Raw genomic sequence first — 20322 nt, forward strand, 5'->3', positions numbered from 1 at the left:
CTGGCCTTATTTTTATTGTTGCAGGTTCATCTTCGGCACCTCGCCCACCACCATGGTCTCAGCAAGCACCGTGGCGGTCTCCGTCTCAACAGAGGTCTCGAAGCGCTTGGACGGCGAATAAGCCCTGGCCCGAACGGTCATCACCAGCCGGTGGCAGGTCTGGTTCATCCCCGCGCCGGTGAACTCTGTTGAAAACTCTACAATGGCCGAGCCCTCAAGCTGCAATTTTACCGGCACCGGGAACCCTCTGCCGTTAAAAAGTCCCACGCCCGTGAGGCTGCCCACCGGCACATAGACCGTTGCCCGCCCCTTTAGGGAATGGGAGAGCCTTTCCAGCACCCCCGCACGCAGGCTGTTCAGCCGTTCCTGGTCTGCGCTGACCAATGAGACTTGGCCTTCGCTCCCCTTCTCCACGTTCACAAAGGGGCCCTTATCCTCCTCCATCTCCGCGTCCACCGCTTCGGAGATACATTCCAAAACATACCCTCTGGCGGCCTCCTCTATAAGCTCCGGCGAAACGCCGGATATGGCCCGCTCGCAGAACACCGCTATCACTATTACCGCCAGGACCAGCCATACCGCCCAGCGCCGCTTTTTACCGCCGCCACGATAACGCCGCGGAAACTTTTTTCGTATGTAACGCATACCAACACCACCCCCTGCTATCTTACGCAGAGGGTGGTGTTTTGGTTCGTATTTGCCTTTCTCAGAGCATTTCGCGGAGGCGGCGCAAAGTCTCGGCCACCGGGAGCCCAACGATATTGGAGTAGTCCCCGGCTATCTCCTTCACCAGCATGACCCCTATGCCCTCTATGCCGTAGCCTCCTGCCCGGCCGGTGGATTCGCCCATGGCAACATACTCGGCTATTTCCTCCCCGGTAAGCTCATAAAAGGTCACGTCCGTAACCTGATGGAATACCCGGCGCTTTCCCCTCACACTTAGGCAAACCCCCGTATACAGCTTGTGGATCCGCCCGGAGAGCCTGCGTAAGGTAGCCTTCGCGGCCTCGTCGTCCTCGGGCTTGCCGATTATCATGCCGTCTATGCTTACCACCGAGTCGGCGGCTATAATGGCCCGCCCGGGGCAGAGCCTTTCCACGGCCATAGCCTTGCGCTGCGCGAGACATTCCACCGTCTCAGAGGGGGTATATTCCTCCGGGACCGTTTCGTCCGCGCCTGAAACTATTACCTCTATGTCTACCCCCGCCTGCTCCAGAAGCCTCCTGCGGCTGGGAGACTGAGAGGCCAGCACCAGCTTTTCCTTAATCCTCAAAGCCATTGGGATTCCTTCTCTGCCAGCGCAGGGTGTCCGCACACATATCGTCAACGGTCTTCTTAGCTTTCCAGCCCAGCTCCTTCTCGGCCAGGGAGCAGTCCGCATAGCAGGTGGGAATGTCGCCGGGACGGCGGGGGTCTATCACGTAGGGCACCTGCTTCCCGGCGGCCTTTGAGAACGCGGCCACCATCTCCAGCACAGAGACTCCGTGCCCAGTGCCCAGGTTGTAGACCTTCACGCCGCAGGGGCCGTTCTCAAAGAGCTTCAAAGCGGCGGCATGACCCTCCGCCAAATCCACCACATGGATATAGTCCCGCACGCCGGTGCCGTCGGGGGTGGGATAGTCGTTGCCGAAAACATGAAGCTTTTCAAGCTTGCCCACCACGGTCTGGGCGATATAGGGGGCCAGATTGTTGGGTATGCCGTTGGGGTCCTCCCCCAGAAGTCCGCTCTCATGGGCGCCCACAGGGTTAAAGTACCTTAGAAGCACCGGGCTGAAGTCCTTATGGGCCACGGCGTAGTCCTCCAGGATATGCTCTATCATCAGCTTCGTGTTGCCATAGGGGCAGTTTGCGCTGGTGGGCAGTGGGAAGTCTTCCCTGATGGGCACCGTGGCGGGCTCGCCGTACACCGTTGCCGAGGAGGAGAAGATGATGTTCTTCACACCTTGCTCCTCCATGACCTTCAGGAGCACCAGGGTAGAGTTCAGGTTGTTCTCATAGTACATCAGCGGCTCCCGCACCGACTCGCCCACGGCCTTGAGCCCGGCAAAGTGTATGACTGCCTCCGGCTGCTCCTTTATGAAGACCTCCCGCAGCTTTTCCTCGTCCCGTACGTCGATCTCATAGAAGGCCGCCTCCTTGCCGGTTATCTGCTCTACCCGCTCCACCGCAGCCCGCTTGCTGTTGCACAGGTTATCGACTATTGCCACCTGATGCCCCTGCTCCAAAAGGGTCACCACGGTGTGGCTGCCGATATATCCAGCACCGCCTGTTACCAAAATTTTCATCTTGCTTCCCGCCTTTCAATTGATTTTGCGGTTTACCGCTTCTGCAAATATTATAGGCATAGAAGGGGAAAATAGCAAGGATATTTCAGTAAATCGTCAATATATTACTGAAAAAACGCAAAATAGTTCTCTTTTCTCCGGGGATAATAACCGCAGCGGCATCAAAGCGATAAATGTAAGGGAGTGTAGTTGATATGAGAAAAGACAGTATTCTATTTTTAACGGGCAGCTGTGCCTATCCCACCTTAGAGATGGCCTGGCGGGGCCATACCCACTATTCCATGGCCCTGGCAGGCGGGGTATGCCTGTGCCTTATCGATCATGTCTGTTGCGGAATGCTGGAGAGCCACAGCCTTTTCACCCGGTGCCTTGCGGGCTCCGGGCTAATAACTGGGGTAGAGCTTGCGGCAGGCATTATTGTAAATCAAGTGATGGGCCTTGGGGTATGGGATTACTCAGACATGCCCATGAACATTATGGGACAGGTCTGTCTGCCCTACTCTCTGTTGTGGTTCGGTCTGACCCTTCCGGCAATGGCGCTGTGCGGACTTTTGAGAGAGCGAAGGGTATAAAAAAGGAGGGTAAGCCGAAGGGCCTGCCCTCTCTTTTTCATTTTACATATCTGTCGCTCCAAAGCTGGGCCTCTACATAGTGGCAGCCGGACTGTTCCAAAAGGGCCTGATACCCACCGTTCTCCTCATAGAGCCGCCGAAAGCAGTGCCCTCCGGGTGCTTCCTGGCAAGTTCCTCCGCCAAGCGGAACGCCTCCTCCTTCGGCAGACGCATGATGTTCAGAAGGGGCACACAGTCTGGGTGAGAATAATTAACAAGGACCAGCTGGTTAAAAAGCTTCATCAAAATTCATCTTAAATAGAAAGCCTTGCGGACACCCTATACAGGTTCTCGTCAAATATCCTGGGCATATTCAGCGCCTCGGTAATGTCGAAGTCCACGATCTGCTCGCCCTTCATGGCCACAACCCTGTTGGAAGCACCATTATTCAGCAGTTCCACGGCGTGATAGCCCATGCGGCTGGCGACCACACGGTCCCTCAAGGTGGGGGAACCGCCGCGCTGTACATGGCCCAGGACCGTGGCCCGGCTTTCTATGCCGGTGGCGGCCTGGATGCGTTCGGTAAGCTCCTGGGTGTGGCCCACACCCTCAGCCACAACGATGATGTAATGGCGCTTGCCGGTCCGCTGTGCGGCCTTCATGCGCTCGACGATGTCCCGCTCGAAGTCATAGGGCACCTCGGGCACCAGGGTGGCCATAGCGCCTACGGCGATGCCGGTGTTCAGGGCGATGTCGCCGCAGCGGCGGCCCATAACCTCCACCACGCTGCACCTGTCATGTGACTCTGTGGTGTCGCGTATGCGGTCGATCATCTCCATGGCTGTGTTCAGGGCGGTGTCATAGCCGATGGTGTAGTCTGTGCAGGCGATATCGTTGTCGATGGTGCCGGGCACGCCTATGCAGGAGATGCCAGCCCCGCACAGGTCCCTAGCTCCTCTGAAGGAGCCGTCGCCGCCGACGACGACCACGCCTTCGATGCCCTTTTCACGGCAGAAGTCCGCCGCTTTCTTTACGCCCTCGGGGGTGTTGAACTCGGGGCTGCGGGCGGTGAACAGAGCTGTGCCGCCGTGCTGCATAATGTCGGAGACGCTGCGCATATTCATCTCCTTTACATCGCCATTTAGCAGGCCGTTATAGCCGCGCATGACGCCGTAGACGTTCATGCCAAAGGAGATGGCGCTGCGCACCACCGCCCGGACGGCCGCGTTCATGCCTGGGGCGTCGCCGCCGCTGGTCAATACTGCTATTGTTTTTGCTCCCATATTTGTTCCCTCCAAAGTTTACCGGGCCACGCCCGGTCATTTACATTTTCACCCTTACATTATACCAAATTTATTGGAATTATCAAGGGGTTAGTTTAGATTTTGCCGGCACGTATTGTGATTTTAGCAATATATTTTTGATTATCCCTACACAGCCCGCACATATTGGGCATTCTCACTGCCCAGGAGCCGCTCCAGGGCCCCCAGGAGTTGGCGGCTCATCTCCACCCGGTACTTTGCTGGGGCCCGCACCAGCTTGCCTGTGTCCTTAAACAGGATATAAAGGTCGTTATGTCCGCCGTCAAAAATCTCCACATACTGCATTGCCTTTTTAAAGCGCGGATCCTCTTGTGAATCCACCCGCAGGTACAACCCCGGTCGGCCGGAGGGCTTCTGCCCCGCTTTATCCCCAGCTTTTGGCGGCAGTGCCGCCTTGTCCATAAGAAGCTCCGGCTCCTTATCCTCCTGGAAGCTCAGCCGTCCCTGGGCCTCTATCACAGCGCCCTCATACAGCAAATTGCCGTACTGATCAAGGACACTGGGGAACACCAGGCCGTTCACTGCTCCAGACATATCCTCCAAGGTTACAAACGCCATAGTAGAGCCCGAGCGGGTGTCCTTGCGCCGCACCGAGGTCACTATAGCCAGCATTGATACCCGTTGGCCGTCGGCATAGGCCCCCTCTCCTTGGGCACTCTGAAGGATATCTATACTCCTGGCGTAGTGCCCACCAGAGTACAGCGTGGAATAGGCTGACATGGGGTGGCCGCTCAGATACATGCCCGTGACCTCCTTCTCCTGAGACAGCTTGTCCATCTGTGAGAAGTCCTCCGCTTTTTCCAGCGGCTCCTCTTTTGGCTGCCCATCTGGTTCCAGCGAGTCAAAGAAGCCCATCTGGCCCTCTATATTTCGGCGCTTCGCGCTGTCCAGCTGGTTCATAATGCTCTCAAGGCCCATGAGCATCTCCCGGCGGTTATTGCCAAGGCCGTCCAGAGCCCCGCATTTTACAAGGCTCTCAAGGGCCCTGCGGTTCATGTCCTTGCCGTTCATGCGCCTGCAGAAGTCCCGGAAGGAGCCAAAGGGCCCCCCGCCCTCCCGTTCCTGCACCATACGGGCGATGGCCGGACGCCCCAGGTTCTTTACAGCCGCCAGACCGAAGCGCAGGCTCTGGCCGTCCACGGCAAAGCCCGCACCGCTGTAGTTTACGTGAGGCGGCAGCACAGAAATTTCAAGGCGTTTGCACTCCTCCATATACTCTGCCACCTTGCCGGTACTGCCCAGCACACTGGACAGGAGTGCCGCCATATATTCCCTGGGGTAATGGCACTTGAGGTATGCCGTCTGGTACGCCACAAGAGCATATGCCGCCGCGTGGGCCTTATTGAACGCATATGAAGCGAAATCCTGTATCTCCTTAAACAGCGTCTCCGCCGTGGCCTGGTCCACCCCCCGGTTCAGGCAGCCCTCCACCTCCCAGGTACCGTCCTCGCGCTGCTGGCCGTGGATAAATATCTGCCGCTCCTTTTCAAGCACGTCGTGTTTCTTCTTTGACATGGCCCGGCGCACGATATCGGCCCGGCCCAGGGAATACCCGGCAAGGTCCCGGAATATCTGCATCACCTGCTCCTGATAGATTATGCAGCCGAAGGTCACGTCAAGTATGGGCTTCAAAAGAGGGTGCTGGTACTTAACACGGGCCGTCTCCTTGTGGTTTTCGAGATACATTGGTATGAACTGCATTGGCCCCGGACGGTACAGGGAAATTATAGCTATCAGATCCTCTATACCCTCCGCCTGGGACTGGACCAGCAGCCTAGTCATGCCGGCGGATTCAAACTGGAACACTCCCACGGTGTGGCCCTCTGCCAGCATATCAAAGGTCTCTTTATCGTCCGGGGGCACGCTTTCCATGGAGAACTCAGGCTGATAGGCGCGGATAAGCTTCTCCGCGTTGTCTATCACCGACAGGTTCCTAAGGCCCAGAAAGTCCATCTTCAACAGGCCCAGCTCCTCCACCGTGGTCATGGTGAACTGGGTGACTACCACATCATCGTTCTTGGCCAGCGGAACATACTCCATCACCGGCCTGTCGGTGATAAGCACCCCTGCCGCGTGGGTAGACGCGTGACGAGGCATACCCTCCACCTTCATGGCCATACTGACAAGGGCCTTGACCTGGGCGTCGGACTCGCATTTCTCCCTAAAGTCCTTGGAGGACTTCAGGGCCTTTTCCAGGGTCATGCCCAGGTCCATGGGCACCAGCTTTGCCACCTGGTCCACCTTGTTAAAGGGTATGGCCATGGCCCGGCCCACGTCACGGATAGCCGCTCTGGCGGCCATGGTGCCGAAGGTAACTATCTGCGCCACGTGGTCCGCGCCGTACTTCTCCAACACATAGTCGATTATCTCGTCCCTTCGCTCGTCGCTGAAATCTATGTCGAAGTCGGGCATACTCACCCTCTCCGGGTTCAAAAAGCGTTCAAATATAAGGTTATAGCGAATAGGGTCGATATTAGTGATGCCAATACTATATGCCGCAATGCTGGCCGCCCCGGAGCCACGCCCCGGCCCCACAGGTATGCCTATGCTTTTAGCGTGGCGTATAAAGTCCCACACAATCAGATAGTAGTTGACATAACCCATACTGGTTATGGTGTCCATCTCGTACTCAAGCCGGTCTATAAGTTCTTTCGAGGGGTTGTCGCCATAACGCTGCCGCAAGCCCTCCCGGCATATGCGCTCGAAAAACTCCTGGTTAGGTGTGCCGTCCGGGGTGTCAAATTTTGGCAGCTTTGTCTTGCCGAACTCAAACTCCACGTTGCAGCGCTCCGCTATCCTCACGGTATTGTCCGCTGCCTCCGGGTGCTCCGGGAAAAGAGAGCGCATTTCCTCCTCGTTTTTCACATACAGCTCCCCCGAGCCAAAATCCAAACCGCCCTCGTCCTCTATGGTGCGGCCGGTCTGGATGCACATGAGCACCCTGTGCATCTCCTGATCCTCTGGGGCTATATAGTGGCAGTCGTTGGTGACCACCAGAGGGATCCCGGTCTCCTCGGATATTCTAATTACGCTTGGGTTTACATAATGCTCGTCGTTTAATCCGTGATCCTGAAGCTCCAGGAAGAAGTTATCGGGACCGAAAATGTCCCTATACCGCAGGGCTGCCTCCTTCGCGCCCTCATAGTCCCCGCGCAGTATTGCCCGGGGAATCTCCCCCGAAACACAGGCGGACAGGGCAATAATACCCTCATGGTGCTGCTCCATCAGCTCGAAGTCTATGCGCGGCCTGTTATAGAAGCCCTCGATCCAGCCCTTGGAGACCATTGCGATAAGGTTGCGGTAGCCAGTCTGGTTCTCGCACAGCAGCACTAAATGGCGGTTCTCCCGGTCAAACTCGCTGACCTTGTCAAAGCGCGTGCGTTTGGCCACATAGACCTCACAGCCGATTATAGGCTTTATCCCGCGCTTCTTTGCGGCTTTATAGAAGTCGATAACGCCGTACATATTGCCGTGGTCAGTGATAGCCACCATGTCCTGCCCCAGCTCCTGGGCCCGGTCCAAGAGCCGTTCGATACGGCAGGCTCCGTCCAAAAGGCTGTACTCCGTGTGCACGTGCAGATGCGCAAAGGCCACTGTATACCACTCCCTTCAGCTTTTGCTACACATAACCGCAAATAAATTTACATAACCCCATCTATACCCTTTTCCTCAATTATTCTCTCGCCAATCTCAAGGAGCTTTTGCAGCCGGTGATTAACGCCGCTGCGGCTGATGCCCAGCCGTTCCCCCAACTGCCGCAGGGTAAGCTCCGGGTCGTTGAGCCGCAGTGCCGCCAGCTCCTGCAAATTCTCCGGCAGCGAGCCCAGCCCTATTGTGTCATTTATGGCCGCGATAGCGGCGATCTGCCTTGCCGCCGCCGAATAGGTCTTATCCATATTGGCAGTTTCAAAGTTGGTCTTGCGGTTTATATTATTCTTAACTTCCTTGTACATCCTCACCTGCATAAGCTCCATGGACGCCCCGGTGGCTCCCAAAAAGGTCAACAGATTCTCGATCTGCCCGCTGTCCTTCAAATAAATGCCATACCCCCCCGGACGGCGCACCATGCTGGGGTTTATCTGAAAAGTCTCTGCTTCTCCCAGCAAGGTATATAAATCCCCGGCGAGATTTTTGTACGGCGCGGCAAACTCCAGGTGATAGCCCTTGTTGGGGTCCGTGGCGTTCCCGCACACCAGGAATACCCCCCGCAGGAACGCCACCTGACAGCAGCCGTCCTCAAGCACAGCGCGGTTTATGCGCAGGCTGGGCTCCGTACCGCTGTGCCCAAACTCCTTTAGCAGCCAGAGCCGCTCCTGCTCCTCCGGCAGGCTGACACGATAGGCGGGCTGTTTCCTGCGGCTTACCGCATAGGTCATCTGGGGGGAGACCCCCGCCCCGGCCGCAGCCAGTTCCAGCATCCGCCGTGCCACATGGACATTTTCTGTAGTAAAGGCGCTCTCCTTCACGCTAAAGCACTTGGAAAAAAGCCAAGCACCGTAACATTCAGCCCGCAGACAGCATTGCTTTTTCAATTCAATTTTGCACAATTCGGATTTTATCTGTGAAGTAAATGACATTTACAGCCTCTGCAATAGATAACTTTTTGCCCAACTCCGCTATAGCAGCGCCCTTACTTGCTCCGCCACGGCGGCGCAGTCCACCCTCCGAAAATCTGTCACGTCCACAACTATGCGCGGCCCGCCAATGTCAAACCCGGCCATGCCCCGCCTGGTAACCCCCTCTATAAACTGCTCCAGGCTTATGGGCGCGTAAGTATCAGCCTGTCCCGGCAGCTCCGGGTAGCAGGTATTCAGCACATGGCCCCGGTGCCGCCCGGAGGACCGATCCCGAGCCAAGAAGCGTTCGTAAAGCACATCGGCTTTCCCTGTCAGTTCGACTGTTACCGACTGGCAGCAAAAACGCTCCATAAGCTTCTTTATGCCAGGTATCGATGCGGTCTCAAAGTTGTTTTCCAGAATAACTGCTCCACCCCTTGACAGCACCTGTCCGGCCGCATAGTACATTATCTCCATGGCCCCGTTTCCTAGGGCAACCTTTTCCTCCCTGCTATGGAAACCTACCGTATCAAAAAGCCGCTCCTTTATATCATCCTTGGAGAACATGGGTATTCCAAGTATCTCCGATAGCTGCCTAGCCACATAGCTTTTCCCTGAAGCTGGTATACCGCAGACCAAAATGCAACACATATACTTCTCCCTAATGCTTCAGCATATCCCTATGTGTGACGCTGGCCTTTACACCCTTTTCCCCCAGGTAGTCGCAGATATACTGCGCCAGCGCCACCGAGCGGTGATGTCCGCCTGTACAGCCCACTGCCACCACCAGCTGGCTCTTGCCCTCTTTTTCATAAAGTGGCAGAAGATAGTCCAGCAACGCCATGTACCGGGCCACAAATCCTATCGTCTCTTCTTTTTCCATAACGTAGTCCCGCACGTCAGGGTCAAGCCCTGTTTTTGGGCGCAGCTCCGGGTCATAAAATGGGTTCGGCAGGCACCTTACATCCACCACCAGGTCAGCCTCCATGGGTATGCCGTGTTTGAAGCCGAAGCTAATACAGTGCACGGACATGGAGTCGCTGGCGCTTGAAAGAAACTGCTCGGCTATCCGCCCCCTGAGCTGGGCCGGGGAGAGCCCGGTGGTATCTATGACAAAATCTGCGCTCTCCCTCACCGGCCTCAGCATGTCCCGCTCAAGACGCACCGCCTGCTCAAGGGACCCGGCCAAATCATCAGAAAGAGGGTGCTTGCGCCTGGTCTCCTTAAACCTCCGCACCAGCACACCGTCCGAAGCGTCCAAAAAGAGTATTCTATACGGTTTTTTATCCTCCTTCAAGGTTTTCATAGCCGTAAAAAAGGACTTAAAGAGCTCCCCGCCCCGGGTATCGGAAACCACCGCCACCCGGCCCATGGTACTCTCCGACTCTGCACACAGGTCGTAAAACACAGGTATCAGCGCCGGTGGCAGATTGTCCACGCAGAAAAAGCCGATGTCCTCCATTGAGTGCATGGCCTGGGTCTTGCCCGCGCCGGAGAGCCCGGTAAGCACAACAAATTCCATTTTCATTTCCCCTTCCCTTTTCCACCGGGCGTTCAGTTCTCCCCTATTACCCGCACCTCCGGCTCAAGCTCCACGCCGGTCTCTTTTAACACCGTCTCCCGCACAATGTCCATCAGCTCCAGCACGTCCTTACAGGTGGCCCCGCTGGCGTTCACGATAAATCCCGTGTGCTTCTCGCTCACCTGGGCGCCGCCCACCCTTCGGCCCTTCAGCCCGCACTGCTCTATAAGCGCGGCGGCGTAGCCGGTCTTGGGGCGTTTGAAGGTGCTGCCGGCGCTGGGCATGTCATAGGGCTGCTTCTCAAGGCGGCGGGCCTTTAGCTCATCCATCCTAGCTTTTATCTCATCTTTGTCGCCGTGGGCTAGCTTAAATTCCGCGCTGGTGATGATTTTTCCGCCGTCCATAAAGGCGCTCTTTCTGTAGCCGAAGCCCAGCTCCTCGCCGGTGCAGTCCAAAAGCCTGCCCTCGGTGTCCATGTACCAGACACGCTTGACTACGTCCTTCATCTCCCCGCCGTAGGCCCCGGCGTTCATGTACACCGCGCCGCCCACGGAGCCTGGTATCTGCCACGCAAACTCCAGGCCGGTCAGGCCTTCGTCCCGGGCAAAAACGCAGGTCGCTGCCAAACTCACTCCGGCCCCGGAGCGTATGGTCATGCCTTCATTCTCTATGGAGATCGCCGCTGCCGAGTTGAACACTCCTTCGAGCACTAAGGCAACCCCGGGATATCCCCCATCCCCCGCCAGCAGATTCGAGCCCTTGCCCAGTACGAAGTACGGCAGTTCAAGCCGTGAAAGCTCCCGAAGTATCCCAGAAAGCGGTTCATAATTATATATTGTGATAAGTCTGCGGACGGGACCGCCTATCTTGAAGCTCGTGTGCTTACTAAGCGGCTCGTCCCGAACGAGCTCGCAGTCAAGCTCCGCTGTAAGCCTGTCGAGCTCCTGATATTTCAAATCGTCCATACCGGGCCCCCTTCTATAATATAGTATCGGTAAATATATGCGCCGCAGGGCTCATATATCCAGATCCATCTTCACATCCTTGGGCTGGAGCTCATCGAAATCCATGCCCATATTGGCGAGGAGCTCCTGGGCGGCGTTATAGCCCATCTCCTTCTGGCGGTTGTTCATGGCGGCCACCTCGATTATTACCGCCAGGTTCCGCCCTGGCTTCACAGGTATTGTAATAACCGGCACCCGAATACCCAATATCTCCGCAAACTCGTTCTCAATACCCATGCGGTCGTAGGCCTTGGTGGCGTCCCAAGGCTCCATCTTGATGCACAGCTCTATCTTCTGGCTGGGCTTCACCGCGCCGGTGCCGAAAATGCGCTGGGCGTTTATCACCCCGATGCCCCTAAGCTCAATAAAGTGCCTGATATTGTCCGGGGCCGAGCCGACGAGAGAGATGGCCGAAACCCGGCGTATTTCCACTGCGTCGTCGGCAATAAGCCTGTGGCCGCGCTTTATGAGCTCTATCGCCGCCTCTGACTTACCAACGCCGCTGTCACCCACCAGCAGAATGCCCTCGCCGTATACCTCCATGAGCACCCCATGCCGGGTAATGCGTGGGGCCAGTTCAACATTGAGATACGCCACAAGGCTGGCAACCGCCCCTGAGGTGGTGTCCTCGGACATCAAAAGCGGTATCTCATACCGCTCGGCAGCCTCCAGCATAGCGTCCCAGGGACGGATGCTCCGGGCTAGGATAACCGCCACGGGGTGCAGTGCAAAGTACCGCTCGATGACCTCTGTGCGCTGCTCCTCGCCGAAGCGGTTTAATAGGCCCATCTCAGCCCGGCCCATTATTGCAACACGATTAGTGTCGAAATACTCATAAAAGCCGTTGAGCTCCAGGCCCGGACGGATTACATCCCGGGAACGTATGATTATATTCTCCGGGTCCCTGGGCAGGTGCAGGGGCTCCAGCTTCTCATGTTCTATTATTTTGGACAGCGGCAAGGTATATTCTTCCATCATGCTTTTTCCTCCTCCTGATCCTCCTTCGTATCGTCCGAACAGCCGTAATACTTTTTAAAATCTCTCCGAAAGGTCTTCTTATATGCCTCCTCAAAGCCGTTCTTCACGGCCCATTTCACAACAAAATACATCGCAATCAGTATCACCAGCGCCGTACCGCCGCTGATACCCAGCTCCTCCCACATAAAACCCTCTCCTTTGCCGTGCTAAACTTACAAATGTTGTTTTATTATACCACAAATCCTTGATATTGGAAAGCCCCTTCGCAAAACTTTGCCCCCAGAAAAAAATTTTAATAAATTTGTGAAAAAGGGGTTGCAATTTTATGAGAGCTGTAGTATAATGATTAAGCTGTCTAGTGGGACGGCACATATCGCGGGGTGGAGCAGCTCGGTAGCTCGTCGGGCTCATAACCCGAAGGTCGCAGGTTCAAATCCTGCCCCCGCAACCAAATTTTCCCCGGAAACTTTAGGGTTTCCGGGGATTTCATTTTGCTTTTTCCCTTTGTTTCCCTTGGCTGACCCATACGCTGACCCATACGGGGAAACGACCGGGCACTTCTACACGCTGCCGGATAGTAAGTTGTCCTTCGTCCGGGCTGCCTCTTTCTGCGCGGCGGTGGTGACGTGGGCGTAGGTGTCCAGGGTAAACCCGGCCGAATAGTGGCCCAGTATCCCCGATACTGTCTTGATGTCTACTCCATTTTGGAGTGCCAGGGTCGAAAACGTGTGGCGGAGATCGTGAAAGCGCAAGGGTGGCAATCCGGCTCTATCCAATACCCGGTGTAGCATATGCAGGACGCTGTCGGGCGAAATCGGCCCACCGTTTGGCGAGGGAAACACATACTCACCAGCCACTTTGCTCCTCTGCTCTTTGAGGATTTCTACCGCGTCTGCCCCGATGGACAGCGTGCGGTAGGAATTTTTTGTTTTCAGCGGAGCCTCTACCACCTCTCCGTCGATTCTGGCTACCTGTCGTTTCACTTGGATTATGCCTGTTTCTAAGTTGATGTCATCCCACTTTAGGCCCAACAGTTCGCCCCGGCGTAAGCCTGTCGCTAACTCCAGGTAGTACATCTCGAACACACCACTGTTCTTTGCCTCTCGGAAGAAGGCGGATAGTTGGTCGGCGGTCAGCGTTTTCATCTCTTGGTGCTCTACCTTTGGTAGGGCGCAACCGTCTGTTGGATTAGTGGTAATGAGTTTCTGGCTTTTGGCTAACTCCATCGCTGACGAAATCACCTGATTTATGTTCCGCACAGTTTTCGCGCTCAAACCGTTGGGCTGTTGCTTGGATTCTGTACGCTCTACCCTGCCGCTGGTCAACAGTTTTCTGTAAAGTGCCTGCACTTCCAGCGTTGTTAGCTTGCCGAGAGGTATTCTGCCGATACTTGGCTTGATGTGATTTTCAATATAACCCTTGTATGTTTTGTGCGAGGACGGGCGCACCTTGATTTTAGCGTAGTTCTCAAACCACACGTCCATCCATTGGCCTACCGTATACTGGCCTGCTTTGACGATATCCAAGCCCTTGTTGTCCTCAATAGCCCTAGCAAGTTTCTCCTTGACCTCTGCTTGCGTCTTACCAAGCACGTTCTTGTAAATTACCTTGCCGGACTCCGGGTCACGGCCTGCTGTATAGCGGCCCTCCCAGCGGCCGTCCTTGCGTTTGCGTATGTTGCCTTCACCATTTGCTCTGCGTTTCGCCATATCTTGGCCCCCTTTCTGACTACCAACACTACCACATAGTACCCACCTAAGTCCACTGACATTTTTCTTACTTTTTCTGGTTTCCCTAAAACCGTATTCTTTGTTTTGCGGCGCAAATTTTGGCTTCCTTACATCCTCATCCCATAGTCCTCATCATCCATCTCCTGCCTGACGCCGCGGTCTGTTTTCAACCCATGCGCCGCCTTCTTCTGCTCAATTTTACTCATGAGTTTGCTATCAATTTGGGTATTCAGCCGTGCCACCTTCTTTTCATAGCTCTTTGAAATCAGCTTACATAGAGCGCTGACCACTGACCGAATCGAACTTCCCACATCATAATTTTGAGAGTGTTCTGCATTCCATTTTTTGTCAGCCAGCCTTGTTTCGCGTCCTTGGAATAGACCAGCAAGTGCATATGCGGGTGGTGCGTGGTGTTATGGAAAGCTCCGTACCACTGCAAATTACTGATATCGATTTTCTGAGCCTCAGCCAACTCGGTGACGTTGCGCCTTACCAATTCCCGCCATGCTTCGGCCCTGTTGTACCCTAACCGCTCCGCATCCTCACGGTGCAAACTAATGACGTGTGTCCAGATGATGCCCTTGTGCTGGCCCACTTTTTCCGCGACGGAATCCAAATCTATCTTGTCATTGGTCTGACTAAACAACCCGTGTGACCCTAGCTTTTCCACCCCAGGCCGCTCTGCCATATAGCTGACCAGCTTGTGTAGGACGGATTTTGCGGACATTCAAAATAAAAAAATGTGGAGGTAACAGACAATGGCAAAGACGATTTTTGAGGAACTGGGCGGAAAATACGAGCGGCAAGGAGATTACTTAATCCCGTGCTTAACCGTACCCGCCGAAGAAGAACAGCCGATAGGCACATGGGGACAGCGGCATCTAGATTATCTGAAGCAGTACCGCAGGGTTACATACACCAATCTTCTTACAAGCGGCAGGCTGAACACTTACCTTGCCGACATCGACAGGCAGGCGCAGGAACGCTTTGAAAGGCTCATAGAGGGCATGAAACAGGCACAGGGCATAACGGAACGGCTAAAGGAAGAAAACGCCTTAGAATGGATAAAGCAAATCTAAACTTTTGGATTTGGCCTAAAATCCAAACTTAGAAGAAATCCAAACTTTCCTCTGTAAATCCTTTATTCAAGGCATTTTCTGATATAAAAGTTTGGATTTTGTTTTGTACTTCTCTTGTCAGAAATGAGAATAAATTGATTGAAACAGAGCTAAATAGCAATGTTTTACGCATTTTGTCATAATTGGAGTATTGTACTTTGTGAAACGAAATCCAAACTTTTTCCGGCAAGAATCCCCAATTATCAAGCTGTTTTCAGAAAAGTTTGGATTTTATATAAGTTTGGATTTCAGGACGGCTCAACAACATAAGGGCGTGTGCGAGGGAGATTGTGAATGAGGAAATTATTTTCGCATAGATAGGCAAGGTGGCAGAATGTAAAAGTTCTGTCACTTTTCTTTTCATAGGGCTGATTAAAGTTGATATTTGCCAGAAGGAGTTTCAGCATGGTAGAATATAAAGAACTATATCATCATTTCACTGTAAATAAATTGAGGAATGCGACATGCTTGTTGTCACATTCCTAATGCTATAACTAAAATGAAGGAGGAATTGAATATGCCGTTTACTGAAATATGTATTTATCAAGTCAAGCCGCAAAAGGTAGAAGAATTTGAAGCTCTGATGCTTGAAGCCAAAAGCCTCTTAGAAAAACAGGAGGGATTGCTTCTGCTTCGGTTCGCCAAAAGAGGGTATCGCATAGACATGGAGCAAATTAAGGAGGGGCTTCCACCTCTTAAAATTAACCGTATCGTAAAAAGTGTTAAGTATATGCTTTACTGGGAATTTGATACAAAAGAGAACTACGGAGCAGCACAAAAAAATCTTTACGACAGCTATTGGAAGTCTATTGAAAAATGTTTAATAGTTCCGCATGACAAATATTTAGGAGAGGGAGTGTTTTAATGGATTTCTCATATTGTGGATTGGATTGTAATGAATGTCCTGTTTATTTGGCTACTATCAGCAAAAATACAGATGAACAAATCAAATTGGCAAACGAATATTCAACTGATGTTACAAAATTCTCAAAAGAGGATATGTATTGTTTGGGATGCCATTCTGATATGGTGTCACAAAAGATGTGCGGTGATTGTGAAATAAGACTATGTGGCGTTAAGAAACCCTATGGAAGTTGTGCTGAGTGTGGCAAATTTCCATGTTCTATACTGGAAGAAAATTTAGGTGATAATTCAGAAAATTTGAATCATTTAAAACAGCTTGCCATTAAACACAAAAAGGCAGAGTGATAATATGCAGATAGACAGACTTATTCAAATTGTGTTTCTCTTGTTAAGGCATGAGAATATAACTGCGAAGCAACTGGCGGTGGAACTTTGCGTTTCCACCCGCACGATATATAGGGACATCAATATACTATCGATTGCGGGAATACCGATTACATCACAAAAGGGATATGGCGGAGGATTGTCATTATTACAAGGCTTTTCACTGGACAAATCTTATTTTACGCAGGAAGAACAAAAGAATATTATACAGGCGTTGCAGATTCTAAAGTCATCAAATTATCCCGATGCTGATAAATCATTAAACAAGATTGCTGGATTGTTTAGTCACAATTTGCAGTCCGAATGGCTAGAGATTGATTTTTCCTATTGGGGCAGTCCTGAAAAGGAACGAAACAATATTACGGTTTTAGAACGTGCAATAATCAATAAGTATGTGATTACGTTCACTTATTTTAATGCAGAATTGACAATCACCAATCAGATTGTCGAACCGTTGAAATTGGTTTTCAAATCTCATGCATGGTATCTTGTTGCCTATTCAAAGCGCAAAAATGATATTCGCACTTTTAAGATGTCTCGCATAAGGGAGCTTCAAATAACAGACCAATTATTTGACCGTGAATTACCAAAGGATTTTTCCATTACCCCTGCCTACAAGGAAGAATACAATACGCCGATATTCGTATTACATTTTTCGGAAAAGATAGCGTATAAAGTCTATGATGAATTTCAAGAGAAATACATTAAAAAATTAGACGATGGAACATTGGAAGTGACTTTTAGATACCAGCTTAGTGATTGGACTTTCCTATATCTGCTTTCTTTTGGGGAATATGTTGAAATTATTGAACCTGTTGAAGCGAGAAATATTCTAAAGGAAAAAGCTAAAAGAATATCTGCCATGTACTAACAATGTCGGAAATACAGATGTTTGCCGTAATTTAAAAGATTATAAATAGCAATTATAGGAGTGTATATGAAAGAAAAGTGGATACTCTGTCCTGTTTGCGGTAACAAAACCCGTGACAGAATTAGAGAAGATACGGTTTTGAAAAACTACCCCCTCTATTGCCCGAAATGCAAGCAGGAAACTTTGATTGAAGTCAAAAGTTTGCAAATAACAGTCATCACAGAGCCAGACGCATAGACGCAGAGCCGATGAACTTGTGAAATAAAATCACAGTTCGTTGGCTCTATTTTATTTCATAGGATTTTAAGGCAAACGCCCACCATATAAAAAAACGGTGTGTGGTGGGCGGTATTGCTATGCCCGAAAAGACTTAACAGACACTCTCCAGACCTGTTTTTGAGTTTGGAGGGATTTTTTTATGTCTTTTTTTCGGGCAGTTATCCATCTGCTCATGCAATGCAGAAATAACTTATACATAGCATATCGGGGATTGGCAGGAAGCCAGTTAAAAAAATCCCTGCCCATGCAACGCTACTTCTCACCATGAAACCAGAAGTAGAATCTCCACTTAATAGAACATATATCTCCTATAACCGTAGAGGTCACAGAACCTTTGCGGTTTTTCTTTTGTCGTTTTTTATCGGAATGTGCCGCAGGGCTGTTCCTGCTGTTGGCTGTCGTTCGCCGCCCTCTTCATCTGGATTTTAGCATTTTAAAAATTCAGATTGGAGGAAAATACGGTGAAATATGCACCAAGAAAAGTATATATCAAAGAAAACAATGTCTATGTGGAATTATCCTATACGGACTTCTGCCGCCGCAGGCAAGCCGACCAGAGTTACATGGACAAGCTGTTTATTCCCATTCAAGGTTGTCTGCTTGAGGTAGTGCGGGAACAGTACGCAGAGTTCTACAAAGATAAAGAACGGTGGCGTTATCTGAAAAAACTGGATATTAACTACAGCCTGCTGTCATTGGAGGGATTTACAGACAGCGAGGGGAATATTCTTGATTTCATTGTTGATGAAGCGGTGGACGTTGCGGAAACCGTTGTCCATGCGGTGATGGTGGACAGACTGAAAGCCGCCCTGCATTTATTGTCGGGCAGTGAGCAGGCGTTGATAAAAGCCCTTTTCTTTGAGGAACTTTCCGAGCGGGAAGTCGGATTGCGGTTAGGCGTGACACAAAGCGTTGTGAACAAGCGCAAAACCAAAATCCTTGTGAAGCTGAGAAAGATAATCGAAAACAAAATTTAAGGCGTTCAGCCCCCTTGTTTTTTCCTTTGGGAAAATGGGGGTGGCTTTTTCCTGCCCTCTCAATCAATTCGATTGGAGGAAATAAGGATGGCATACAACCACGGACGGGAGGATAGGAAATGGCGTATCTGGAAAGAAGCCGAGGAAAAAATTCTGCGTGAGTGCGGCGTTGATGAAGCAACCATTGAACAAATCCGCACAGACGACAGGGCAGATTTTAATTCCAACAGGCGGTTTTACCGATGGGCGAGCGACTTCGGCGAATACCTTGAGGGCATGGCGGACAGGGAGAAGCAGACGGAGGTAAAGTCTGTTGCTGATTTACTGGACGAGATTGAGAGCGAAACTCTGTACTTTGCTTTAATCACGGTAGATAAACGCACGTTACAAATCGTCCTGCTGAAAATGCAGGGCTATTCCACTAAGGAGATTGCCCCGCTTGTGCATTTAACGGCAGGGGCTGTCTATGCAAGGCTCAACCATCTGCGGAAGAAGCTGCGGAAAATTTTATAAGCGTCTCATATATCCTGCTTTCCTATGGGCTATCTGGTGGGGAGAGAAAAACTCTCTCCTACTTTTTAGCAGGAGGAAAGGAAATGGCATACGGGGCAAAGACATACACGCTTCGGGAGGAATCCACGGAAAGCGGCAAAAGGTATTTTATCAGCTTTAAGGACGAGCAGGGCGAACACCAAGAACTAGAAGTGTCAGAACAGCTATTCATTGAATTTCGTCAGATGGAGCGCAGGAACAGAAACCTTCAGCAATGGAATCAGCGGCACAGGGAGTTTAACGAGGTGTGGGACGAAACGCTTTACGGTATGTGGTTTTGAATACGTCCCCGGCTCTGGCATATCGAAGTATTGCCCTGCTTGTGCCAAGAGGATACAGAGGGAGAAGTCAAACGAGAGCAAACGCAGGAGCAGGGAACAGAAAAGGATGGCATGTATTGAACTGTCCGTAAAAAATAACCGACTTGTCTAGTTCGCCGATACGGTCAGCATTACGCTCGATGAATGCGTCGATGAACTCGCTGGCATTGCTCTTGATGGGAAAGCTTTCGTAGTCCTGGTACTCGCCATAGTCCTTGGCAGACGAGTCAAACTTGATGATGTCCTGCACTAATCTTTGCTGACGGACTGTAGCTGGGGAGTTGTCAATGCCTTCAGCCACCTTCTCAACGCCTTCGCGGGTACCCATATACTTCACCAAGTCCGTTGCCGAACGCTTTGGGGTGTTCCGCATATACCTGCTAGTGACAATAATTTTCGCCGTAATCAGTCACCCCTATTCTGCCACTCATCGGCATCTTCGAAGGTCAGAATCCCATTTGTCCACGCTACCTCTTGCGCAACATTGAGCCGTAAAGTGTCCAGAGTATCATCTGGAATATCATTGACCGCCGCAGTAATGTTGCTGATAATCCCCATCTCTACCGCCAGCTTGAACAGCATTTCACACACATCTTTGCCGAGGGAACGCACCTCGCTTTTGATTGCTCCTGCCAACATAGGAGTCAAGTAATTGATGTTTTTCTGCTGCCGAAGATACCCGATGTAGAACTCAACCGCCTTGCAAACAAAGTCCCCCTTTGAGGTGGCATTTGCTTCTGGGAGCATTTCCTCGATTTCTGTGACCATCGAGGGCCGCATCCAGTATGCATATTTTTGCTTATTCTCGCTCAAAAGCTCTCCTTTCTGACCGACCCCTGATTTCAGGGGCCGGTAACCTCTGATTTTTCCCTACCGACCGGCTCTGCCGGACGATGTCACCTGCGCGGTAGACCCCGCGCTTTAACCTGCTTGTCTTTTTGACCGTTTCCTGCGCCCTGTTTTGCCGGATAAACTTGCAACCCTCTGCATATTTGGAGCAGTTCCCATC

The 20322-nt window shown here is 51.9% G+C and carries 25 protein-coding genes and 1 tRNA gene; 10 read left to right on the forward strand and 16 right to left on the reverse strand.

Features of this window, described 5'->3' with window-relative positions; genetic code table 11:
- Positions 1-12: 12 nt before the first annotated feature.
- From ADH66_RS09325 to galE, 3 genes are all read right to left on the reverse strand, one after another.
- Entirely contained in the window at positions 13-645 is a 633-nt protein-coding gene (locus ADH66_RS09325; RefSeq protein WP_066541430.1) for a sporulation protein YunB, read from the reverse strand.
- Between the two features lie 61 nt (positions 646-706).
- A complete protein-coding gene (locus ADH66_RS09330; RefSeq protein WP_066541429.1) occupies positions 707-1279 on the reverse strand; it encodes a Maf family protein in 573 nt (190 codons plus the stop codon).
- Entirely contained in the window at positions 1263-2285 is a 1023-nt protein-coding gene (gene galE, locus ADH66_RS09335; protein WP_066541428.1) for a UDP-glucose 4-epimerase GalE, read from the reverse strand. Before galE ends, ADH66_RS09330 begins: the two co-directional genes overlap by 17 nt.
- Positions 2286-2479: 194 nt before the next feature.
- Between galE and ADH66_RS09340 the strand changes: the two genes are divergently transcribed.
- Positions 2480-2857, forward strand: coding sequence for a putative ABC transporter permease (locus ADH66_RS09340; RefSeq protein ID WP_066541427.1), 378 nt, complete (start codon positions 2480-2482; stop codon positions 2855-2857).
- Positions 2858-2929: 72 nt separating this feature from the next.
- Here ADH66_RS09340 and ADH66_RS09345 read toward each other — a convergent pair whose 3' ends face one another.
- From ADH66_RS09345 to ADH66_RS09385, 9 genes are all read right to left on the reverse strand, one after another.
- Positions 2930-3139 (reverse strand): hypothetical protein, encoded by a 210-nt coding sequence (locus ADH66_RS09345; RefSeq protein WP_066541425.1) that lies wholly within the window; start codon positions 3137-3139, stop codon positions 2930-2932.
- Between the two features lie 11 nt (positions 3140-3150).
- Positions 3151-4119 carry a 6-phosphofructokinase gene (gene pfkA / locus ADH66_RS09350; protein WP_066541423.1) on the reverse strand — a complete coding sequence of 323 codons (969 nt, stop codon included), beginning with the start codon at positions 4117-4119 and terminating at the stop codon, positions 3151-3153.
- 147 nt (positions 4120-4266) lie between these two features.
- Complete coding sequence (locus ADH66_RS09355) at positions 4267-7752, reverse strand: DNA polymerase III subunit alpha (protein ID WP_066541421.1); 3486 nt, start codon at positions 7750-7752, stop codon at positions 4267-4269.
- Between the two features lie 47 nt (positions 7753-7799).
- Positions 7800-8735: a DNA-binding protein WhiA gene (whiA, locus tag ADH66_RS09360; protein ID WP_066541418.1), complete on the reverse strand. Its 936-nt coding sequence runs from the start codon at positions 8733-8735 to the stop codon at positions 7800-7802.
- Between the two features lie 39 nt (positions 8736-8774).
- Entirely contained in the window at positions 8775-9365 is a 591-nt protein-coding gene (locus ADH66_RS09365; RefSeq protein WP_084384572.1) for an AAA family ATPase, read from the reverse strand.
- Between the two features lie 10 nt (positions 9366-9375).
- Entirely contained in the window at positions 9376-10236 is an 861-nt protein-coding gene (gene rapZ, locus ADH66_RS09370) for an RNase adapter RapZ (RefSeq protein ID WP_066542051.1), read from the reverse strand.
- A gap of 32 nt (positions 10237-10268) precedes the next feature.
- Positions 10269-11201, reverse strand: coding sequence for a UDP-N-acetylmuramate dehydrogenase (gene murB / locus ADH66_RS09375; RefSeq protein WP_066541417.1), 933 nt, complete (start codon positions 11199-11201; stop codon positions 10269-10271).
- Positions 11202-11252: 51 nt separating this feature from the next.
- On the reverse strand, positions 11253-12218 hold the full coding sequence (gene hprK / locus ADH66_RS09380) for an HPr(Ser) kinase/phosphatase (protein ID WP_066541416.1): 966 nt from the start codon (positions 12216-12218) through the stop codon (positions 11253-11255).
- A complete protein-coding gene (locus ADH66_RS09385; RefSeq protein WP_066541412.1) occupies positions 12215-12403 on the reverse strand; it encodes a DUF6019 family protein in 189 nt (62 codons plus the stop codon). Before ADH66_RS09385 ends, hprK begins: the two co-directional genes overlap by 4 nt.
- 189 nt (positions 12404-12592) lie before the next feature.
- Here ADH66_RS09385 and ADH66_RS09390 point away from each other — a divergent pair.
- A tRNA-Met gene (locus tag ADH66_RS09390) sits at positions 12593-12669 on the forward strand.
- Between the two features lie 109 nt (positions 12670-12778).
- On the opposite strand, the gene ADH66_RS09395 is transcribed toward ADH66_RS09390, so the two are convergent.
- Both ADH66_RS09395 and mobP3 read right to left on the reverse strand, forming a co-directional pair.
- On the reverse strand, positions 12779-13927 hold the full coding sequence (locus ADH66_RS09395; RefSeq protein WP_066541410.1) for a tyrosine-type recombinase/integrase: 1149 nt from the start codon (positions 13925-13927) through the stop codon (positions 12779-12781).
- 286 nt (positions 13928-14213) lie between these two features.
- Positions 14214-14675: a MobP3 family relaxase gene (gene mobP3 / locus ADH66_RS09405; protein ID WP_272482108.1), complete on the reverse strand. Its 462-nt coding sequence runs from the start codon at positions 14673-14675 to the stop codon at positions 14214-14216.
- Between the two features lie 31 nt (positions 14676-14706).
- Here mobP3 and ADH66_RS09410 point away from each other — a divergent pair, with 31 nt between their 5' ends.
- From ADH66_RS09410 to ADH66_RS09445, 8 genes are all read left to right on the forward strand, one after another.
- Positions 14707-15027 carry a TnpV protein gene (locus ADH66_RS09410; RefSeq protein WP_066541403.1) on the forward strand — a complete coding sequence of 107 codons (321 nt, stop codon included), beginning with the start codon at positions 14707-14709 and terminating at the stop codon, positions 15025-15027.
- A gap of 556 nt (positions 15028-15583) precedes the next feature.
- On the forward strand, positions 15584-15931 hold the full coding sequence (locus ADH66_RS09415) for an antibiotic biosynthesis monooxygenase family protein (protein WP_084384571.1): 348 nt from the start codon (positions 15584-15586) through the stop codon (positions 15929-15931).
- Positions 15931-16275 carry a DUF3795 domain-containing protein gene (locus ADH66_RS09420; protein ID WP_084384570.1) on the forward strand — a complete coding sequence of 115 codons (345 nt, stop codon included), beginning with the start codon at positions 15931-15933 and terminating at the stop codon, positions 16273-16275. Before ADH66_RS09415 ends, ADH66_RS09420 begins: the two co-directional genes overlap by 1 nt.
- Before the next feature lie 4 nt (positions 16276-16279).
- Entirely contained in the window at positions 16280-17185 is a 906-nt protein-coding gene (locus ADH66_RS09425; protein ID WP_066541401.1) for a helix-turn-helix transcriptional regulator, read from the forward strand.
- Between the two features lie 66 nt (positions 17186-17251).
- Positions 17252-17422 (forward strand): cysteine-rich KTR domain-containing protein, encoded by a 171-nt coding sequence (locus tag ADH66_RS09430; RefSeq protein ID WP_084384569.1) that lies wholly within the window; start codon positions 17252-17254, stop codon positions 17420-17422.
- 503 nt (positions 17423-17925) lie between these two features.
- The gene (locus ADH66_RS09435) at positions 17926-18441 is read left to right on the forward strand and encodes a sigma-70 family RNA polymerase sigma factor (RefSeq protein ID WP_066541399.1); all 516 of its coding nucleotides are present in this window, start codon (positions 17926-17928) and stop codon (positions 18439-18441) included.
- 87 nt (positions 18442-18528) lie between these two features.
- Positions 18529-18954, forward strand: a complete 426-nt coding sequence (locus ADH66_RS09440) for an RNA polymerase sigma factor (RefSeq protein WP_066541398.1) — start codon at positions 18529-18531, stop codon at positions 18952-18954.
- Positions 18955-19037: 83 nt separating this feature from the next.
- Positions 19038-19274: a hypothetical protein gene (locus tag ADH66_RS09445; protein WP_456236490.1), complete on the forward strand. Its 237-nt coding sequence runs from the start codon at positions 19038-19040 to the stop codon at positions 19272-19274.
- 67 nt (positions 19275-19341) lie between these two features.
- Here the strand turns inward: ADH66_RS09445 and ADH66_RS19995 are convergent, their stop codons facing one another.
- Positions 19342-19641 carry a hypothetical protein gene (locus ADH66_RS19995; RefSeq protein ID WP_157130723.1) on the reverse strand — a complete coding sequence of 100 codons (300 nt, stop codon included), beginning with the start codon at positions 19639-19641 and terminating at the stop codon, positions 19342-19344.
- Between the two features lie 77 nt (positions 19642-19718).
- Positions 19719-20126 (reverse strand): hypothetical protein, encoded by a 408-nt coding sequence (locus ADH66_RS09455; protein ID WP_084384567.1) that lies wholly within the window; start codon positions 20124-20126, stop codon positions 19719-19721.
- Positions 20127-20322 lie beyond the last annotated feature (196 nt).

This window comes from Acutalibacter muris, assembly GCF_002201475.1.
Lineage (GTDB): Bacteria > Bacillota > Clostridia > Oscillospirales > Acutalibacteraceae > Acutalibacter > Acutalibacter muris.

What these genes read in the sequence shown, in the direction of transcription:
- ADH66_RS09325 (WP_066541430.1), bottom strand. Translation starts at nt 645, where the DNA reads ATGCGTTACATACGAAAAAAGTTTCCGCGGCGTTATCGTGGCGGCGGT.
- ADH66_RS09330 (WP_066541429.1), bottom strand. Translation starts at nt 1,279, where the DNA reads ATGGCTTTGAGGATTAAGGAAAAGCTGGTGCTGGCCTCTCAGTCTCCC.
- galE (WP_066541428.1), bottom strand. Translation starts at nt 2,285, where the DNA reads ATGAAAATTTTGGTAACAGGCGGTGCTGGATATATCGGCAGCCACACC.
- ADH66_RS09340 (WP_066541427.1), top strand. Translation starts at nt 2,480, where the DNA reads ATGAGAAAAGACAGTATTCTATTTTTAACGGGCAGCTGTGCCTATCCC.
- ADH66_RS09345 (WP_066541425.1), bottom strand. Translation starts at nt 3,139, where the DNA reads ATGAAGCTTTTTAACCAGCTGGTCCTTGTTAATTATTCTCACCCAGAC.
- pfkA (WP_066541423.1), bottom strand. Translation starts at nt 4,119, where the DNA reads ATGGGAGCAAAAACAATAGCAGTATTGACCAGCGGCGGCGACGCCCCA.
- whiA (WP_066541418.1), bottom strand. Translation starts at nt 8,735, where the DNA reads ATGTCATTTACTTCACAGATAAAATCCGAATTGTGCAAAATTGAATTG.
- ADH66_RS09365 (WP_084384572.1), bottom strand. Translation starts at nt 9,365, where the DNA reads ATGTGTTGCATTTTGGTCTGCGGTATACCAGCTTCAGGGAAAAGCTAT.
- rapZ (WP_066542051.1), bottom strand. Translation starts at nt 10,236, where the DNA reads ATGGAATTTGTTGTGCTTACCGGGCTCTCCGGCGCGGGCAAGACCCAG.
- murB (WP_066541417.1), bottom strand. Translation starts at nt 11,201, where the DNA reads ATGGACGATTTGAAATATCAGGAGCTCGACAGGCTTACAGCGGAGCTT.
- hprK (WP_066541416.1), bottom strand. Translation starts at nt 12,218, where the DNA reads ATGATGGAAGAATATACCTTGCCGCTGTCCAAAATAATAGAACATGAG.
- ADH66_RS09385 (WP_066541412.1), bottom strand. Translation starts at nt 12,403, where the DNA reads ATGTGGGAGGAGCTGGGTATCAGCGGCGGTACGGCGCTGGTGATACTG.
- ADH66_RS09395 (WP_066541410.1), bottom strand. Translation starts at nt 13,927, where the DNA reads ATGGCGAAACGCAGAGCAAATGGTGAAGGCAACATACGCAAACGCAAG.
- mobP3 (WP_272482108.1), bottom strand. Translation starts at nt 14,675, where the DNA reads ATGTCCGCAAAATCCGTCCTACACAAGCTGGTCAGCTATATGGCAGAG.
- ADH66_RS09410 (WP_066541403.1), top strand. Translation starts at nt 14,707, where the DNA reads ATGGCAAAGACGATTTTTGAGGAACTGGGCGGAAAATACGAGCGGCAA.
- ADH66_RS09415 (WP_084384571.1), top strand. Translation starts at nt 15,584, where the DNA reads ATGCCGTTTACTGAAATATGTATTTATCAAGTCAAGCCGCAAAAGGTA.
- ADH66_RS09420 (WP_084384570.1), top strand. Translation starts at nt 15,931, where the DNA reads ATGGATTTCTCATATTGTGGATTGGATTGTAATGAATGTCCTGTTTAT.
- ADH66_RS09425 (WP_066541401.1), top strand. Translation starts at nt 16,280, where the DNA reads ATGCAGATAGACAGACTTATTCAAATTGTGTTTCTCTTGTTAAGGCAT.
- ADH66_RS09430 (WP_084384569.1), top strand. Translation starts at nt 17,252, where the DNA reads ATGAAAGAAAAGTGGATACTCTGTCCTGTTTGCGGTAACAAAACCCGT.
- ADH66_RS09440 (WP_066541398.1), top strand. Translation starts at nt 18,529, where the DNA reads ATGGCATACAACCACGGACGGGAGGATAGGAAATGGCGTATCTGGAAA.
- ADH66_RS09445 (WP_456236490.1), top strand. Translation starts at nt 19,038, where the DNA reads ATGGCATACGGGGCAAAGACATACACGCTTCGGGAGGAATCCACGGAA.
- ADH66_RS19995 (WP_157130723.1), bottom strand. Translation starts at nt 19,641, where the DNA reads ATGGGTACCCGCGAAGGCGTTGAGAAGGTGGCTGAAGGCATTGACAAC.